Origin of the sequence: Streptomyces sp. NPDC002994 (genome assembly GCF_040611155.1) — a bacterium.
GTDB lineage: Bacteria > Actinomycetota > Actinomycetes > Streptomycetales > Streptomycetaceae > Streptomyces.
In genome coordinates this window covers 8745-24850 of sequence record NZ_JBEXNQ010000020.1, presented here as the reverse complement: position 1 = coordinate 24850, position 16106 = coordinate 8745, and the positions used below count along the sequence as shown (strand labels likewise).

At 70.3% G+C, this 16106-nt stretch carries 13 protein-coding genes and 2 pseudogenes; 10 read left to right on the top strand and 5 right to left on the bottom strand.

The annotated features are described in order from the left end of the window. The first annotated feature begins 93 nt into the window (after positions 1–93). Positions 94–2115, top strand: coding sequence for a DNA helicase RecQ (gene recQ, locus ABZX79_RS25295; protein ID WP_355262264.1), 2022 nt, complete (start codon positions 94–96; stop codon positions 2113–2115). Positions 2116–2333: 218 nt separating this feature from the next. On the opposite strand, the gene fahA is transcribed toward recQ, so the two are convergent. Then, a complete protein-coding gene (fahA, locus tag ABZX79_RS25290) occupies positions 2334–3560 on the bottom strand; it encodes a fumarylacetoacetase (RefSeq protein WP_355261941.1) in 1227 nt (408 codons plus the stop codon). 160 nt (positions 3561–3720) lie between these two features. Between fahA and ABZX79_RS25285 the strand changes: the two are divergent. From ABZX79_RS25285 to ABZX79_RS25255, 7 genes and pseudogenes are all read left to right on the top strand, one after another. Beyond that, a pseudogene (locus ABZX79_RS25285) lies at positions 3721–3870 on the top strand (ATP-grasp domain-containing protein); the annotation flags it as partial. A 34-nt stretch (positions 3871–3904) separates the two neighbouring features. Beyond that, positions 3905–4063 (top strand): annotated as a pseudogene (locus ABZX79_RS25280) (NAD(P)/FAD-dependent oxidoreductase); the annotation flags it as partial. Positions 4064–4284: 221 nt separating this feature from the next. Next, positions 4285–5295 carry a polyprenyl synthetase family protein gene (locus tag ABZX79_RS25275; protein WP_214974459.1) on the top strand — a complete coding sequence of 337 codons (1011 nt, stop codon included), beginning with the start codon at positions 4285–4287 and terminating at the stop codon, positions 5293–5295. A gap of 128 nt (positions 5296–5423) precedes the next feature. Next, the gene (locus ABZX79_RS25270) at positions 5424–6398 is read left to right on the top strand and encodes a CHRD domain-containing protein (RefSeq protein WP_355261937.1); all 975 of its coding nucleotides are present in this window, start codon (positions 5424–5426) and stop codon (positions 6396–6398) included. Between the two features lie 264 nt (positions 6399–6662). Further along, the gene (locus ABZX79_RS25265; protein WP_355261934.1) at positions 6663–7937 is read left to right on the top strand and encodes a DUF2092 domain-containing protein; all 1275 of its coding nucleotides are present in this window, start codon (positions 6663–6665) and stop codon (positions 7935–7937) included. An 11-nt stretch (positions 7938–7948) separates the two neighbouring features. After that, a complete protein-coding gene (locus ABZX79_RS25260; RefSeq protein ID WP_355261931.1) occupies positions 7949–8920 on the top strand; it encodes an ABC transporter ATP-binding protein in 972 nt (323 codons plus the stop codon). Further along, positions 8907–9830, top strand: a complete 924-nt coding sequence (locus tag ABZX79_RS25255) for an ABC transporter permease subunit (protein WP_355261928.1) — start codon at positions 8907–8909, stop codon at positions 9828–9830. Before ABZX79_RS25260 ends, ABZX79_RS25255 begins: the two co-directional genes overlap by 14 nt. Positions 9831–9893: 63 nt before the next feature. On the opposite strand, the gene ABZX79_RS25250 is transcribed toward ABZX79_RS25255, so the two are convergent. Together ABZX79_RS25250 and ABZX79_RS25245 are read right to left on the bottom strand one after the other, a co-directional pair. Next, positions 9894–11228, bottom strand: coding sequence for a M28 family peptidase (locus tag ABZX79_RS25250; protein WP_355261925.1), 1335 nt, complete (start codon positions 11226–11228; stop codon positions 9894–9896). A gap of 176 nt (positions 11229–11404) precedes the next feature. Then, positions 11405–11860 carry a hypothetical protein gene (locus tag ABZX79_RS25245; RefSeq protein WP_355261922.1) on the bottom strand — a complete coding sequence of 152 codons (456 nt, stop codon included), beginning with the start codon at positions 11858–11860 and terminating at the stop codon, positions 11405–11407. A 254-nt stretch (positions 11861–12114) separates the two neighbouring features. Between ABZX79_RS25245 and ABZX79_RS25240 the strand changes: the two genes are divergently transcribed. Further along, positions 12115–12732, top strand: a complete 618-nt coding sequence (locus ABZX79_RS25240; RefSeq protein WP_355262261.1) for an ABATE domain-containing protein — start codon at positions 12115–12117, stop codon at positions 12730–12732. A 1-nt stretch (position 12733) separates the two neighbouring features. Here ABZX79_RS25240 and ABZX79_RS25235 read toward each other — a convergent pair whose 3' ends face one another. Beyond that, complete coding sequence (locus ABZX79_RS25235) at positions 12734–13207, bottom strand: helix-turn-helix domain-containing protein (protein ID WP_355261919.1); 474 nt, start codon at positions 13205–13207, stop codon at positions 12734–12736. A gap of 90 nt (positions 13208–13297) precedes the next feature. Between ABZX79_RS25235 and ABZX79_RS25230 the strand changes: the two genes are divergently transcribed. After that, positions 13298–14752, top strand: a complete 1455-nt coding sequence (locus ABZX79_RS25230; protein ID WP_355261916.1) for an MFS transporter — start codon at positions 13298–13300, stop codon at positions 14750–14752. 119 nt (positions 14753–14871) lie between these two features. Here the strand turns inward: ABZX79_RS25230 and rarD are convergent, their stop codons facing one another. Next, positions 14872–15873, bottom strand: a complete 1002-nt coding sequence (gene rarD / locus ABZX79_RS25225; protein WP_355261913.1) for an EamA family transporter RarD — start codon at positions 15871–15873, stop codon at positions 14872–14874. Between the last annotated feature and the right edge of the window lie 233 nt (positions 15874–16106).

Here is a 16106-nt window from a genome sequence, read left to right as displayed (position 1 = left end):
CAGCTTTTGGGCGGTGGTGTCAGTGGGTGCCCCTATCGTGGACAGCCGGGCACGGTACGTACGGGGGACAGAGCGATGGACGGGACAGGTGGCATGGTCGAGGCGGTCGAGGCCGGTGCGGTGACGCGGAGCGACGCCCTGGAGACGCTGCACCGCGTCTTCGGGTACGACGCGTTCCGCGGTGAGCAGGCCGCGGTCATCGAGCATGTGGTGGCCGGCGGGGACGCGGTCGTACTGATGCCGACCGGCGGCGGAAAGTCGCTGTGCTACCAGATCCCGGCGCTGGTCAGGCCGGGTACGGGCATCGTGATCTCCCCTCTCATCGCGCTGATGCAGGACCAGGTCGACGCGCTGCGGGCGCTCGGTGTGCGGGCCGGGTTCATCAACTCCACGCAGGACTTCGGCGAGCGGCGCGCGATGGAGGCGGAGTTCCTGGCCGGGGAGCTGGACCTGCTGTATCTGGCGCCGGAGCGGCTGCGGCTGGACTCGACGCTGGACCTGTTGGGCCGGGGCAAGGTCTCCGTGTTCGCGATCGATGAGGCGCACTGTGTCGCGCAGTGGGGCCACGACTTCCGGCCGGACTACCTCAGCCTGTCGGTGCTGGGGCAGCGGTGGCCGGAGGTGCCGCGGATCGCGCTGACGGCGACCGCGACGCACGCCACGCACCAGGAGATCACCCAGCGGCTCGGGATGCCGGATGCGCGGCATTTCGTGGCGAGCTTCGACCGCCCGAATATTCAGTACCGGATCGTGGGGAAGGCCGACCCCAAGAAGCAGCTGCTTTCCTTCCTGCGGGAGGAGCACGCGGGGGACGCGGGCATCGTCTACTGCCTCTCGCGCAACTCTGTGGACAAGACGGCGGAGTTTCTCTGCCGCAACGGGATCGAGGCCGTGCCGTACCACGCGGGGCTCGACGGGGGGACGCGTGCGGCGCACCAGTCGCGGTTCCTGCGGGAGGAGGGGCTGGTCGTCGTGGCGACCATCGCCTTCGGTATGGGCATCGACAAGCCGGACGTGCGTTTCGTGGCGCATCTGGACCTGCCCAAGTCGGTGGAGGGCTACTACCAGGAGACGGGCCGCGCCGGGCGTGACGGCATGCCGTCGACGGCCTGGATGGCGTACGGGCTCCAGGACGTGGTGCAGCAGCGCAAGATGATCCAGAGCGGGGAGGGCGACGAGGCGTTCCGACGGCGTGCGGCGTCCCACCTCGACGCGATGCTCGCGCTCTGCGAGACCGCGCAGTGCCGGCGGGCGCAGTTGCTGGCGTACTTCGGGCAGGAGCCCGGGGCGGCCGCCTGCGGCAACTGCGATACGTGTCTGACCCCGCCCGAGACGTGGGACGGGACGGTGCCGGCGCAGAAGCTCCTGTCGACGGTGGTGAGGTTGCAGCGGGAGCGCAGGCAGAAGTTCGGGGCGGGGCAGATCATCGACATCCTGCTGGGCCGCAAGACCGCCAAGGTGATCCAGTTCGATCACGACCAGCTGTCGGTCTTCGGTATCGGCGAGGAGCTGTCGGAGACGGAATGGCGGGGCGTGGTACGGCAGCTGCTCGCGCAGGGTCTGCTGGCGGTCGAGGGTGAGTTCGGCACGCTGGTGATGACGGAGGAGAGCGCGGCGGTGCTGAGCCGGGAGCGGGAGGTGCGGCTCCGCAAGGAGGCGAAGCCTGTGCCGGGTGCTCGGGCCGCCGCCAAGGGTGAGCGCAAGGTGAAGGCGGCTGCCGCCAAGGCGGACCTGCCGGCGGAGGCGGTGCCGGTCTTCGAAGCGCTGCGCGCGTGGCGGGCGGAGCAGGCGCGGGAGCAGGGCGTACCGGCGTACGTCATCTTCCACGACGCGACGCTGCGGGAGATCGCTACGGTGCGGCCGGGGTCGGTGGCGGAGCTGGGCGGCATCGCCGGGCTCGGCGAGAAGAAGCTGGCCACGTATGGGGAGGGGGTGCTGGAGGTGCTGGGGTCGCTGGGCGTCGCGGGCGTGCCGGTTGCGGTGGCTCCGGCGGATCCGGTGGCTCCGGCGAGCCCTGCGGCGGCGGCCCCGGCCCCCGCCCCGGCTGGGCGGGTTGCTGACGCGGGGGCGGAATGGGACTGGGACGCGGAGCCGGACTGGGACGAGCCGGAGTAGGCGGCTTGGGCCGCTGCGCGGGGCCTTTCCCCGACCCGCCCCTTCCCGAACTGGGGGCAAGCCCCCAGCCCCCGGACAACACAGACGCTCTTCGGGCGTGTCCTCAATCGCCGGACGGGCTCCTATGGAGCCCGTCCGGCGATTGAGGAGCGGGGTCTGCCCCAGTTCGGGAAGGGGCGGGTCGGGGAAAGCCCCGCGCAGCGGGATCCTCGGGCGGGCTAGGCCGCTGGGGTGATGCGGCCCGTTACCTCGCCGAGGCCGACCCTCGTGCCGTGGGGGCCCGGGGCCCAGGCCGTCATCGTTACCTCGTCGCCGTCCTCCAGGAACGTGCGCTTGCCGGTGGGGAGTTCCAGCGGGTCGCGGCCGTTCCAGGTCAGTTCAAGGAGGGAGCCTCGCTGGTTCACTTCGGGGCCGCTGACCGTGCCGGAGCCGAAGAGGTCGCCCGTACGGAGCGAGGCGCCGTTCGCCGTCATCTGGGCCAGCTGCTGCGCGGCCGTCCAGTACATGGTGGCGAAGGGGGGACTGGAGACCACCTCGCCGTTGATCTTCACCTCGATGCGGATGTCGTAGCCGCCGGGCTCCTCCTCGGTCGAGTCGTCGAGGTAGGGGAGAAGCGGGAAGTCGCGGGGCGGGGGCGACACCTGGGCCGCGTCCAGGGCCTCCAGCGGGGTCACCCACGCCGACACGGAGGTGGCGAAGGACTTGCCCAGGAAGGGGCCGAGCGGCACGTATTCCCAGGCCTGGATGTCCCGCGCCGACCAGTCGTTGAGGAGGAACAGGCCGAAGACGTGGTCCCGGAAGTCCGCGAGCGGGACCGGCGTGCCGTGGGCCGAAGGGGTGCCGACGATGAAGCCGACCTCCGCTTCGATGTCGAGCTTGCTGGAAGGGCCGAAGACCGGCGCCGGGTCCGCCGGGGCCTTGCGCTGGCCGCTGGGGCGCACCACATCCGTACCGGACACCACCACCGTGCCGGCCCGGCCGTGGTAACCGATCGGCAGGTGCTTCCAGTTGGGAGTGAGCGCATCGCCGTCCGGGCGGAAGATCTTGCCTACGTTCGTGGCGTGGTGCTCGCTCGCGTAGAAGTCGACATAGTCGGCCACGTCGTAGGGGAGGTGGAGGGTGACCGCCGTGACGGGGTGCAGCAGGGGCTCGATTTCGGCGCGGTGCGCGGGGCTTGTGACCCATGCGGTGAGCGCCCGGCGTACGTCGCGCCACGCGGTACGCCCCGCCGCGAGCAGCGGATTGAGCGTCGGCCGGTCGAGCAGCGCGGCGTACGGAGAGCCCAGAGTGAGAGCGGCCGCCCCCGCGTCCAGCACATGGCCGCCGATACGTACACCGACCCGGCGGCGCTCGGGCTCCTCCGTGGTGGAGAAGACGCCGTAAGGGAGGTTGTGCGGGCCGAAGGGGTCGCCTTCGGCAAGGTCGAGCGGGCTCTGCTCGGGCATTGGTGCTGCCTCGCTTTCCAGGTCGTGAGAAGAACACGTTACGTGGGTGTTGCCCGTGGCGGCAGTGCCTAAAGAGGTCGTAATGTCCGAAAAGGCCTTGCTGGAGTGGGGAATTCCGGCTTAGCGCCCTTTGGGGACACGGGCAGGCAAGCAGGGCAGGATCGCCGAGCAGCAGGACGCGCTCGCGGGGCCTTTCCTGTTCCCGCGCGTCGACGCCGAACTGCCGCGCCGCCTCGCCGGCAAGCAGGGGCTGCACGAGCTGTGCGCCGAGCACGGCGTACCGTCCTCGGCGGCCGCGAGTCATCGGAGCCGGGCGCTGTGTGTTGTGGTGGTTTTTGTGCGGGCTGACGTATCACCCGACGCATGTACGCCGCCTTCCCGCGCCCGCCCGCCACTACCTGGTCCGGGAGCTGGCCGCCGATCATGTGATGTCGGCCACCGGTTACCGGATGGACGTGGCCGCACTAGGGTTCCTCGGGCATGAGCTGCGGACGGCGCTGTCCCCTGCCCACACTTCCCGGACGTTCTTCGGGCGTTTCCTCAAACGCCCGGCGGGCTGGAATTGCCGCACACCGGGGCGGCGCATACCGGGCGCATCGGACAGTGCGGGGAGGTGGCGGGAAGGCGCTCACTGTGATCGAAAGGCGACCGGATACGCTGACTTGAGTGAAGACAGCGACACATCGACAATCCGTGTGATCGTCAGCAGACAGGAGTGACCCTCGTGACCGTCGTCGGGCCGTTCGGACTGAGCGTGCGGGACCAGGCTCTTGAGACCGATGTCCAGACCGGATTGGCAGCCGTCGAGGAAGGACTGCTCGACGCTACCAAGAGCGAGGTTCCCTTCATCACGGAGGCCGCGCAGCATCTGGTCCGGGCCGGGGGCAAGCGGTTCCGGCCGCTGCTGGTCATGCTGGCAGCGCAGTTCGGTGACCCCTACGCGCCGGGCATCGTGCCCTCCGCCGTGGTCGTCGAGCTGACGCATCTGGCGACGCTGTACCACGACGACGTGATGGACGAGGCTGACGTACGCCGCGGAGTCGCCAGCGCCAACGCCCGCTGGGGCAACTCGGTCGCGGTCCTCACCGGCGACTTCCTCTTCGCGCGCGCTTCGCACATCCTGGCCGACCTCGGGCCCGAAGCCGTACGGATCCAGGCGGAGGCGTTCGAGCGCCTTGTCACCGGCCAGATCCTGGAGACGGCCGGACCGCGCGAGGGTCAGGAGCCCGTCGGGCACTACCTGGACGTCATCGCGGGCAAGACCGGCTCGCTGATCGCCGTCTCGGGGCGCTTCGGCGCGATGATGTCGGGCGCCGACGAGCGCGTCGTCGACATCCTCACCCAGTACGGCGAGCGCCTCGGCACCGCCTTCCAGCTGGCCGACGACGTACTCGACATCGCGAGCGACAGCCACGAGTCCGGCAAGACGCCGGGCACGGACCTGCGCGAAGGCATTCCCACGCTGCCGGTCCTGCTGCTGCGCGCGCAGGCCGCCGAGCACGGGCGCCCGGAAGACGTCGAGCTGTGCGAGCTGCTGGACGGCGACCTCACCGACGACGCCCGGCTCGCCGAGGTGCTGCGCCGGCTGCGTGCGCACCCGGCGCTGGAGCAGGCGCGACGCGACACCATCCGGTACGCCGAGGAAGCGCGGGCCTCGCTGGCGCCGCTGCCCGAGTGCTACGCGAAGTCGGCTCTGGAGGAGCTGTGCGACGCGGTGGTGCACCGCGCGGGCTAGCGCGAGCGCCAGCGGTAGTGTGGCTCGGGTCACATCGTCGCGCTGAGTCCGGACCCGGATTCGCTCCGTATTCATGCCCAGAAGCCGGCGCAGGGGGCGGCGGCGCTGGAACGGGGAGATGTCCGGCCATGGATGGTATCGGGAAGCTTCGTACACCTCAGAGCGTCATCATCGGCACCATCGCGGTCGCGGCAGCGGCGGGCGTCGCGCTCGCCGTGATGCCGGCCGTCGCCGTCGCCGCCGACAGCGGCACCGGCAGCGACACCGGCACCGGCGACGCGTCGTACTTCGTGGCCAGCCTGAACGGCGCCAACGAGGTGCCGGTCAAGGGCGGGCCCGCCGCCGGCGACAAGGACGGCGCCGCGCTGGAGTGGGTCAAGGTCCAGGGCGGCACGGTGTCGTTCGCCGTGAAGTGGCGCGGCACCGACAAGCCGACCGCGCTCCACATCCACCAGGGCGGCAAGGGCGTCAACGGCGACCTCAAGATCGACTTCACCAAGCAGCTCGGGAAGAAGGAAGGCAAGGCGCGGACCGCGACCGGATCGGTCAAGGTCGCGGACGCGGACGCGGCGGTGCTGAAGGCCTTCACGTCCGACCCCACGAGCTTCTACGCCAATCTGCACACCGCCGAGTTCCCGGGCGGTGCGGTGCGCGGCCAGTTCCACAAGGTCACCCACGGCTTTCACTTCGACCGAGCGCTGGACAACTTCCAGGCGCCGGTCGCCAAGGGCAGGCAGATCTACGCGTGCAAGAAGGGGACGGACGGCACGAGTTCGTTCCAGCAGCGTGATGTACGGGCCGTACTCGCCGGCGGTATCGCGCATTCCTTCGTACGGCCGAACTCCGGTACGCCGCAGTGGATCGCGCCGGACCGCAGCGCGGTCACCGGCTCGCTCATCAGCAAGAGTGCGAACGGTGCCGGCAACATCCCGGAACTCGACCTCCTGGCCAAGCAGTCCGGCAAGAAGCACGGACTCTTCGCGCACACGACCGAGATCCTGCGGCTCAACACGGTGGGTGGCGTGGCGCCGGCCGGCGAGTGCGAGGCGGGCTCGGTGGCGGCTGTTCCGTACCGGGCGGACTACGTCTTCATCCAGGGGTAGTCCGGCTGTAGTTCGGCGGTAGCCAGGCGGCAGCAGCAACTGGATGCAAGGGGCAATCGGCCTTTCCCCTCTCTCGCGGGGGAGGCGCCGACGCCGTGTGTCATCCCTTAGCAGTACGTGGAGTTGATCCCGGGGTCTGACGCTTCCTGGCCGCCGTTTTGGTCAGATGGGGACCACCACTCCCGACCAATTCGGGTGAGAATGGCGGCGCGGGGTGGACGAGTGCAATGGACGACGGCCGCCAACCACGGAGGTAGAGCACACATGGCACCGAACGACAGCGCACAGACCACCGAGGGCAGTAACCACTTTGCCGCGGGCCGCCGGAAGGCCGCGCGCTACATCGTTCCCGTCGCGGTGGCGGGGGTGGCGGCGGCGACCATCGGGCTCGTCCCGGCGCTCGCCGATTCCGGCGACCCCGAACTGCCGAAGATCACCGCTCAGCAGCTGATCGAGAAGATCGCGGCGTCGGACACGCAGCAGCTCTCCGGAACCGTGAAGATCAACACTGACCTGGGCATTCCCTCGCTCGGTGGCCTCGCCGGAAGCCTGGCGCCCAAGGGCGAGACCGGCGGCGCGGGTTCGTCCGCCGATCCGCAGGCCAAGCTCATGGAACTCGCCTCCGGTACGCACACCCTGCGCGTCGCGGCCGACGGCCCCGACAAGCAGCGGGTGTCGATCCTGGACGACACCGCGGAGTACAGCCTGATGCACAACGCGGGCGAGGTCTGGGCGTACGACAGTGCCTCGAACGAGGCGTTCCACACGAAGGCACCCGCTGACTCCCAGGACTTGGGGAAGCACGAGAAGGCCCCTGAGGGAGTTCCCACGACCCCTAAGGGTCTGGCCGAGGAAGCGCTGAAGGCCGTGGACGACACCACATCGGTGACGGTCGACGGTACGGCGCAGGTCGCGGGCCGGGACGCGTACCAGCTGCTCATCAAGCCCAAGCAGTCCGGTTCGACCATCGGCGCCATCCGGGTCGCGGTCGACGCGGAGAACGGCGTACCGCTCAAGTTCACGCTCACGCCGAGCAGCGGCGGCAAGGCCGCGATCGACGCGGGCTTCACGAAGGTCGACTTCGCGAAGCCGTCCGCGGACACCTTCAAGTTCAGCCCGCCCAAGGGCGCGAAGGTGACCGAGGGCGACGACGAGCTGAAGTCCCAGGAGAAGGACTTCGAGAAGGACTTCGAGAAGGAGTTCAAGGACTTCAAGGGCGACGAAGACCTGAAGGACTTCGAGGGGCTCAACGTCATCGGCAAGGGCTGGTCCTCGATCGCCGAGATATCGTCCCCCGGCGGCGAAGCAGGCGGCCAAGCGGGCGACGGCGCCGGCTCCAAGGCGCCCGAGAAGGGCGACGTACCACCGGAGGCGCAGCAGTTCCTGGACGCGCTGGGTGACAAGGTGTCCGGCACGTTCGGCTCGGGCACGGTCTTCAAGACCCGTCTCGTCAACGCCCTGATGACGGACGACGGCAAGGTGTACGTCGGCGCTGTCACCCCGGACGCGCTGGTCCAGGCCGCCAACGCGGCCAAGTAGGCGGAGCCGGGATGGAGGAGTTGTCCGCCGTGGGCCGTGGCAGTGAGGCCGTGATCGACACCCGTGGGCTCACGAAACGTTTCCGCGGCGGGCAGCTCGCCGTCGACGGGCTCGATCTCAGCGTGCCCGCCGGCAGTGTCTTCGGCTTCCTCGGGCCCAACGGCTCGGGGAAGACGACCACCATCCGGATGCTGATGGGGCTCATCGAGCCGACCTCCGGTACGGCGACGCTGCTCGGCCGGCCCGTGCCGCGCGCCGCCCGTACCGTGCTCCCGCAGGTCGGCGCGCTCATCGAGGGGCCCGCGCTGTACGGGTTCCTGTCGGGCCGCGACAACCTGATCCGTTACGACGCGGCCGACCCGGCGGCCGACCCGCGCACCCGCCGGGCGCGGGTCGCGGCGGCGCTCGACCGGGTTGGCCTGACGGCGGCGGGCAGCAAGAAGGCCAAGGCGTACTCGCTGGGCATGAAGCAGCGGCTCGGGCTCGCGTCCGCACTGCTCCAGCCGCGCAAGCTGCTCGTACTCGACGAGCCGACGAACGGTCTCGACCCGCAGGGCATGCGCGAGATCCGCTCGCTGGTACGGGAACTGGCGGCGGAGGGTACGACCGTCTTCCTCTCCTCACACCTGCTCGACGAGATCGAGCAGGTGTGCACGCACGCGGCGGTCATGGCCCAGGGGCGGCTGATCGTCCAGGGTCCGGTCGCCGAACTGGCGGCCGGTGCGCGCGGGCGGCTCGCCGTCACCACGCCGGACACGGCGGACGCGGCGCGGGTGCTCAAGGAACTGGGCGTAACGGACTTGGTGGTCACGGAGGGCGGCCGGGTGACCGGGGAGCTGCCGCCGGGGGATGCGGATCCGGCCGACCTCAACGCCGCGCTCGTGCGGGCCGATGTACGGGTGAGGTCCTTCGGCGTCGAAGGGGCCTCACTGGAGGACGCGTTCGTGGCGCTGACGGGGGAGGGGTTCGATGTCGCAGGCTGAGTCACAGGCTGAAACGACGGTTCGGCCGACGGCCAGTGCGCGGGCCCGCAGTCCGTTGTGGACCCTCGGTCTCTTCCGCTCCGAGCTGACCACCACCTTCCGGCGCTGGCGCACGCTCGCGCTGCTGGCGGTGCTGGCCGCCGTACCCGTACTGATCGGCATCGCGGTGAAGATCGAGACGAGCGACGGCTCGCCGATCGGCGGCGGTGGCGGCGGTGGCGGAGAAGGGGGCGGCGCGGGCCCGGCCTTCCTGACCCAGATCACGAACAACGGTCTCTTCCTCGTCTTCGCGGCGCTCGCCGCGACCCTCCCGGTCTTCCTGCCGATGGCCGTCGGCGTCATCGCGGGCGACGCGGTGGCGGGCGAGGCGAACGCCGGCACGCTGCGCTATCTGCTGGTCGCGCCGGCCGGACGTACCAGACTGCTGCTCGCCAAGTACGTGTCCACGATGGTCTTCTGCCTGGTCGCGACGCTGACGGTGGCCGTATCGGCGCTGGCCACCGGGGCTTTGCTCTTCCCGCTGGGGGAAGTCACGACGATCTCCGGTACGCAGATCAGCTTCGGAGAAGGTCTGGTACGGGCCGTGCTGGTCGCGGCGGTCGTGGCGGCCTCGCTGGTCGGACTCGCGGCCATCGGCCTGTTCGTCTCGACCCTCACCAACAGCGGCGTCGCGGCGATGGCGGCGACGGTCGGGCTGCTGATCACGGTGCAGATCCTGGACACGATCCCGCAGCTGGACGCGATCCACCCGTATCTCTTCCCGCACCACTGGCTGTCCTTCACGGACCTGCTGCGCGAGCCGGTCCACTGGGACGAGCTGCTGGACAACCTCGGGCTCCAGGCGCTGTACGCGGCGGTGTTCGGCTCGGCGGCCTGGGCGCGCTTCACGACGAAGGACATTACGGCGTGAGAGGCGTGAGAGGCGTACGGCCCGGCCCCCGCCTGGGCCGGGCCGTACAGGAAGCGACCTGGATCAGAAGGTGAGCTTCCAGCTGTCGATGTAGCCGGTGTCCTGCGCGGCGATGTCCTGGACCCTGAGCTTCCAACTGCCGTTGGCCGCCTCGCTCGACGCGTCCACCGTGTACGTGGCGATGACGTTGTCGGCCGAGTCGCTGCTGCTGGAGCTCTTCAGCCGGTACGCCGTCCCGTCGGGCGCGAGCAGGTCGACCACCAGGTCACCGCGCCAGGTGTGCTTGATGTCCACGCCCACCTTGAGCGCGGCCGGGGCGTTGCCCGTACGGCCGGAGACGGTGACGGAGGAGGTGACGGCCGCGCCGTTGTCCGGGACGGCGACATCGGCGGTGTTCTCGTACGCGTCGCCGGGCGGGACGACCGGCCCGCTGCCCAGCGTCCAGATGGCGTGCGCGATCGCGTCGCTGTTGCGGTCCAGGGCGGTGTCGTTGATGTTCGCCGTGGTGTCGCAGGACGAGTGGTAGCAGCGGTCGAAGGCCACACCGGCGGTGCCGCCCCACTTCTGGACCTGGGCGCTCGTCTTCGTACGGCTGGCGCCGGTGAAGAGGCCGCCGACCGGTATGCCGACGTTCTTGAAGTTCGCGTGGTCGGAGCGGCCGTCGCCCTCGGTCTCGATCTCGGTGGGCACGCCGATGCCCGCGTAGTAGTCCTTGAAGGTCTTCTCGATGGCGGGGTCGTCGTCGTAGACGAAGTAGCCGGGGTTCGGCGAGCCGATCATGTCGAAGTTGAGGTAGCCGGAGAACTTCGAACGCTCGGTGGTCGGCAGGCTGTTGACGTACGCCTTCGAACCGACGAGGCCGAGCTCCTCCGCGCCCCACCAGCCGAACCGCAGGTGCTTTGTGGGCTTGAGCTGGGCGCGGGAGACGGCCAGCGCGGTCTCCAGGACGGCGGCGGAGCCGGACCCGTTGTCGTTGATGCCGGGGCCCGAAGAGACCGAGTCGAGGTGCGCGCCGGCCATCAGGATCTGGTTCGGGTCGCCGCCCGGCCAGTCGGCGATCAGGTTGTAGCCGGTCGCGCCGCTGGAGGTGAACGTCGTGACGGAGGTGGTGAATCCGGCGGCGTCCAGCTTCGCTTTGAGGTAGTCGATGGAGGCCTTGTAGCCGGGGCGGCCGTGTGCGCGGTTGCCGCCGTTGGCGGTGGCTATCGACTGGAGCTGGGTGAGGTGCGCCTTGACGTTGGCGACGGGTATGTCCGGGGCGGCGAGCGCCGTGACCGGGGCGGCGGCGGAGGAGGGCGCGGTGGCGGCGACCAGGCCGGTGAGGGCGAGGGCGAGGGCTGCGGCTGTGGCGGTGGCTCTGGCCGTGCATCTGGGGCTGGAGAGCTTGGAGTGGCTCATGTGGGGGCTCCGGATTCCGTATGGGGATAGACGGAACGTGCGAGTACGCCCCTCGACGCGGGTGGCGGCGCGGGGCGTTGGAGCTGTTGGTGCATGCGCTGTGCGTGAGCTACGCGTGAGCTGTGCGTGCTGAATGTTCAGGGAGAGCTTGACTCTCCGTCAAGAGCGGAAACCGGTCATCGGTGTTCGGATGCCGGACGGCGCGCGAGGTAGGCAAGACCGCCGTGCGTGGCCGTGTCCCGGTCGGCATCGAAGGAGATCGAGCCGGTGTGGGTGGTGAAGGCGAAGGTCCTCGCACGGGGCTTGGCGGCGCAGGCGAGGTGCCGGCGAGTCTTGGCGCTGCCCGAGGTGACGGTGAGAGTCACCGATCCCTCGCCCGCGCAGGCGGCCTCGACGAGCAGGCGAGTGCGGGGCGTGATCTCGATCTGGTTGTTGGAGCCGTCGATGCCGCCGGCCGCCGAAAGGACGAACGTACCCTCTTCGTCGAGCGTGTCCTGGTCGGTCAGGGCGGCAGCCGCGGCCTCAGCGAACCGCTGCTCGGGCACAGGCGGCGGCGTGGTGCAGGCCCCCGTACCGGCGAGAAAGGCGAACGCGGCGAGTGCCGCGCCGGCCGGGCGTATGACGTCCTTCATCAGGTCCCCCGTCGGTCGGTCGGTTGAACTGGTCAATCGACCATGCCGCCTGGCGGGGGAGGCCAACCACGACTTGAGCCAAGCCAGAGCTTTGTCGTACGGGTCGTACGACCCGTACGGTCGTCCGGATGCCGGACGGCGACCAGATCCCGCCATGCGCGGCGGCCCGGAAGCCGGCCTGCCCGTATGGGCCGTTGGCGTCCACGACGAGCTTCCGACGCAGTGTCGAGCTAACCAGTTAGAGTGGTTACGTGATGGAGCCCGCAACGGACACGCCCGGACTGATCTTGCGTACGCCGGAGGGCCGCCCGTTCCTCTTCGATCCGGGCACCCTCTGCCTTGAGTTGCTGCCGACCGGTGGCCCTGGGCTGCTCGCCCGCTACGAGGTGCTGCACGAGCCGGCCGATCTGATGCGCTGGGCAGAGCGGAGCCGACTCCCGGACGGCCTCGCCCTGGCCGTGAGCGCGAGCGAGCTCACGGACGCGCGCGCCCTGCGCGACGCGCTCTACCGGCTGGCCGCAGACCGCGCCCACGGCCGGGCGCTGGCCGCCGCCGACCTCGACGTGGTGAACGAGCGGGCGGCGCGGGAGCCGTTGGTCGCCCGTATCGACATAGGTGCGGGCGTGGGCGCCGTACGCGCGTGGGCGCCGGACGCCACGGGGGCCCAGCTGCTGTCGACGGTGGCCCGCGACGCGATCGACCTGTTCACCGGGCCGTACGCCCACCGCATCCGCGAATGCGGCTCGCACGACTGCTCCTTGCTGTTCGCCGACACCTCGCGCCCCGGCCGCCGCCGCTGGTGCGCGATGGAACGCTGCGGAAACCGCAACAAGGCGCGCGCCCACCGGGCCCGAGTCGCGCTCGCGGAGTGAATCAGTTCGCGGCGGTGGCGGCGGGTGCCGCTTCCTCCTCGGCCGCCGTACGGGCGTCGTAGTCCGCGCGGGCCGCCGCGATTTCGTTCTGGTGCTGCTCGGTCCACGTGACGAGTGAGCGGATCGTGGTGTGCAACGTGGCGCCGAGCGGCGTGAGTTCGTACTCCACACGCGGCGGGACCACCGGATGGACCGTGCGCTTGACGAGCCCGTCGCGCTCCAGCTGACGCAGCGTCACCGTCAGCATGCGCTGACTGATGCCGTCGATCTTGCGCCGCAGCTCGGTGAAGCGCAGCACGTGGTTGTCGAGCAGCGCGATGACCAGCAGCGACCACTTGTCGGCCACGCGGTCGAGGATCTGGCGGACCTCGCAGTCCTCACGGGTGTCCCACTGGAAGGGGTCGGTGTCGCCGTACGTCCCCTGGGAGTCGGTGACTTCGCAGTAACTGGGTGACTTGAAAGTGCCTTCTTCCATGGGTCGTGATGCTGCCTCAGGATGCCAATGGTTACAAGAGAGAACTGACCGGCATTCCGATAACTGACTTGATGTGAGGGGTCACCACCCATGACTCGACGCGCCTGGGCACTGCTACTCGTCCTCTGCGGCACCATCTTTCTCGAAGGCATCGACGTCGCCATGCTGTCGGTGGCCGTGCCGTCCATCAGATCCGACCTGGAGCTGCCGACCGGCACCGCGGTGTGGGTGATGAGCGCGTACGTCCTCGGGTACGCCGGATTCACCCTGCTCGGCGGGCGTGCGGCGGACCTGTTCGGCAGACGGCGGATGTTCCTCACCTGGCTCACGGTCTTCCTCGGCTTCTCCATGCTGGGCGGGTTCGCGACCGAGGGCTGGATGCTGATCGTCGCCCGCTTCGTGACGGGTGTGGCGGCGGCCTTCATGACTCCGGCCGCGATGTCGATCATCACCACGTCGTACGAGGAGGGTCAGCAGCGCAACAAGGCCCTGCTCGTCTTCGCCGGCACGGCCGCGGGCGGCTTCACGCTCGGCCTGGTCATCGGCGGGCTGCTGACCCAGCTGGGCTGGCGGTGGGTGTTCTTCGCCCCGGTGCTGCTGGGCGGGCTCATCCTGATCGCGGCGCTGCGGCTGCTTCCGGCGGAGGCGTCGCGGCCCGCCGCGCGCCGGGGCGGCGGCTCGTTCGACCTCGCCGGTGCGGCGACTGCCGCCGGGGCGATGCTGCTGCTGGTGTACGCGATCGTACGGCTGGAGCACGGCTTCGACGGCTGGCGGTTCACGGCCGGCGCGGTGGCCGCGGGGCTGCTGCTCGCGGCGGCGTTCGTCGCGATCGAGCGCCGCTCGGCCGCGCCGCTCGTACGGCTCGGCATTCTGCGCAAGGCGTCGATGATCCGCGCCGACCTGGGGGCGCTGCTCTTCGTCGGCTCCTTCTTCGGCTTCCAGTTCATGGTCACGCTCTACTTGCAGGAACTGCGCGGCTGGTCCTCGCTGGAGACCGCGCTGGCCCTGGTCGTCATGGGCACGGACGCGGTGCTGGCGCCGACGCTGACGCCGCGCCTGGTCAACCGGTTCGGCAACGCGCGGGTGATCTTCGGCGGCTTCGTGCTGGCGATCGTGTCGTACGTGCTGTTCCTGCCGGTGGGGCTGCACTGGTCGTACGCCGCGATGCTGCCGACGCTGTTCCTGACGGGCACGGCGTTCGCCCTGGCGTACGGGCCGCTCACGATCGCCGCGACGGACGGCATCGAGGAGAAGGAGCAGGGGCTGGCGGGCGGACTGCTCCAGACCGCGACGCAGTTCGGCTCAGCGGTGGGGATCTCGGCGGTGACGGCGGTGTACGGCCTGGTGGCGGCGGGCGGCGACGGCTCGCCGGAGTCGACTCTCAGCGCGTTCCGGGCGGCGCTGACGGTTCCGGTGGCGATGGTGGTGGTGGGCGCGGTGATCACGGCGTTTGGTTTGCGGGGGCGGCGGGGTGGACGACTGGTGGAGGCCTCCCCGTCCACGGCCACCGCCGAGGCCCGGCCCGGGTCGGTTCCGGTGGCGTAGGGCGGGGCCCTGCCGGGCTTTCCCCGACCCGCCCGGGGGCTGGATGGTGCCGCTGAACGGCAAATCCAGCCCGTCCGGCGTTTGAGGACACGCCCGAAGGGCGTCTGGGGGCCTGGGGCCTAGTTGGCCGACTTGGCCGCCGGCGCGGGCTCATCCGCAGCGCCAGTCAAGCCACCCGCACCCGCCCCCGCGCCGGCAGCCAACGCAACCGCCGCCAACCGCCCCGCCTCCAACCGCCCGCGCCGAGCCGTCCGCAGCGCATCCCACGTGAGCAGCGCCAGCGCCGCCCAGACGAGGGAGAAGCCCGCCCACCGCTCCGGCGGCATCGCCTCGTGGAAGTACAGAACACCCAGCCCGAACTGGAAGACCGGCGCGAGGTACTGCAACAGCCCCAGCGTCGACAGCGGCACCCGTATCGCCGCCGCACCGAAGCACACCAGCGGCGCGGCGGTCACGAGGCCGGTGGCGGCGAGCAGCGCCGCATGGCCCGCCCCCTGCGCACCGAAGGTGGCATCCCCGTGCGACCCGATCCACAGCAGATAGCCCAGCGCGGGCAAGAACTGGATGGCGGTCTCGGCGGCCAGCGATTCCACGCCGCCGAGGTTGACCTTCTTCTTGATCAGGCCGTACGTCGCGAACGAGAACGCCAGGATCAGCGAGATCCACGGCGGCTGCCCGTGCCCGACGGCCAGCACGAGCACCGCCGCGAAGCCGATCCCGACCGCCGCCCACTGCGCCGGCCGCAAACGCTCCTTCAGCAGCAGGACACCCATGGCGATGGTGACCAGCGGATTGATGAAGTAGCCGAGGGACGCTTCGACGACCTGGCCGTTGTTGACGGCCCAGATGTACAGGCCCCAGTTGACCGTTATGACGGTCGCGGCGATCGCGATGAGCCCCAGCTTGCGAGGCTGACGGACCAGCTCCCCGACCCACGCCCACCGGCGTACCGCCACCAGCACGACGCCGACGACGGCGAGCGACCAGACCATGCGGTGGGCCAGGATCTCCATCGCGCCGGCGGGCTTGAGGAGGGGCCAGAACAGGGGCACGAGCCCCCACATCCCATAGGCGCCGATGCCGTACAGCAACCCCGACCGCTGTTCGTTGACCGACTTCACTGGCCCTCCCGCCCTGCACACGTCATCGTGCTGACGGTAGCGCCGACCCGGCCCATGTGTCATGTCCGTATTTCAATACGGTCATTACATCTCGCGCAGAGGGACAGAAGGCGGAGAGACGAAAAGGAGGGGCGGGGGGGGGCGCCCGCGCGGCGCCCCCCCCCCCCCCCCACCCCCCCCCACCCCCCCCGCCGCCGGGCCACGGGGGGTGTGCGCGCGCGGCGCCCCCCCCC

Excerpts from the sequence above, each read along its gene's own strand:
- recQ (WP_355262264.1), top strand. The coding sequence starts at position 94 with ATGGTCGAGGCGGTCGAGGCCGGTGCGGTGACGCGGAGCGACGCCCTG.
- fahA (WP_355261941.1), bottom strand. The coding sequence starts at position 3,560 with ATGCCCGAGCAGAGCCCGCTCGACCTTGCCGAAGGCGACCCCTTCGGC.
- ABZX79_RS25270 (WP_355261937.1), top strand. The coding sequence starts at position 5,424 with ATGGATGGTATCGGGAAGCTTCGTACACCTCAGAGCGTCATCATCGGC.
- ABZX79_RS25265 (WP_355261934.1), top strand. The coding sequence starts at position 6,663 with ATGGCACCGAACGACAGCGCACAGACCACCGAGGGCAGTAACCACTTT.
- ABZX79_RS25260 (WP_355261931.1), top strand. The coding sequence starts at position 7,949 with ATGGAGGAGTTGTCCGCCGTGGGCCGTGGCAGTGAGGCCGTGATCGAC.
- ABZX79_RS25255 (WP_355261928.1), top strand. The coding sequence starts at position 8,907 with ATGTCGCAGGCTGAGTCACAGGCTGAAACGACGGTTCGGCCGACGGCC.
- ABZX79_RS25250 (WP_355261925.1), bottom strand. The coding sequence starts at position 11,228 with ATGAGCCACTCCAAGCTCTCCAGCCCCAGATGCACGGCCAGAGCCACC.
- ABZX79_RS25245 (WP_355261922.1), bottom strand. The coding sequence starts at position 11,860 with ATGAAGGACGTCATACGCCCGGCCGGCGCGGCACTCGCCGCGTTCGCC.
- ABZX79_RS25240 (WP_355262261.1), top strand. The coding sequence starts at position 12,115 with ATGGAGCCCGCAACGGACACGCCCGGACTGATCTTGCGTACGCCGGAG.
- ABZX79_RS25235 (WP_355261919.1), bottom strand. The coding sequence starts at position 13,207 with ATGGAAGAAGGCACTTTCAAGTCACCCAGTTACTGCGAAGTCACCGAC.
- ABZX79_RS25230 (WP_355261916.1), top strand. The coding sequence starts at position 13,298 with ATGACTCGACGCGCCTGGGCACTGCTACTCGTCCTCTGCGGCACCATC.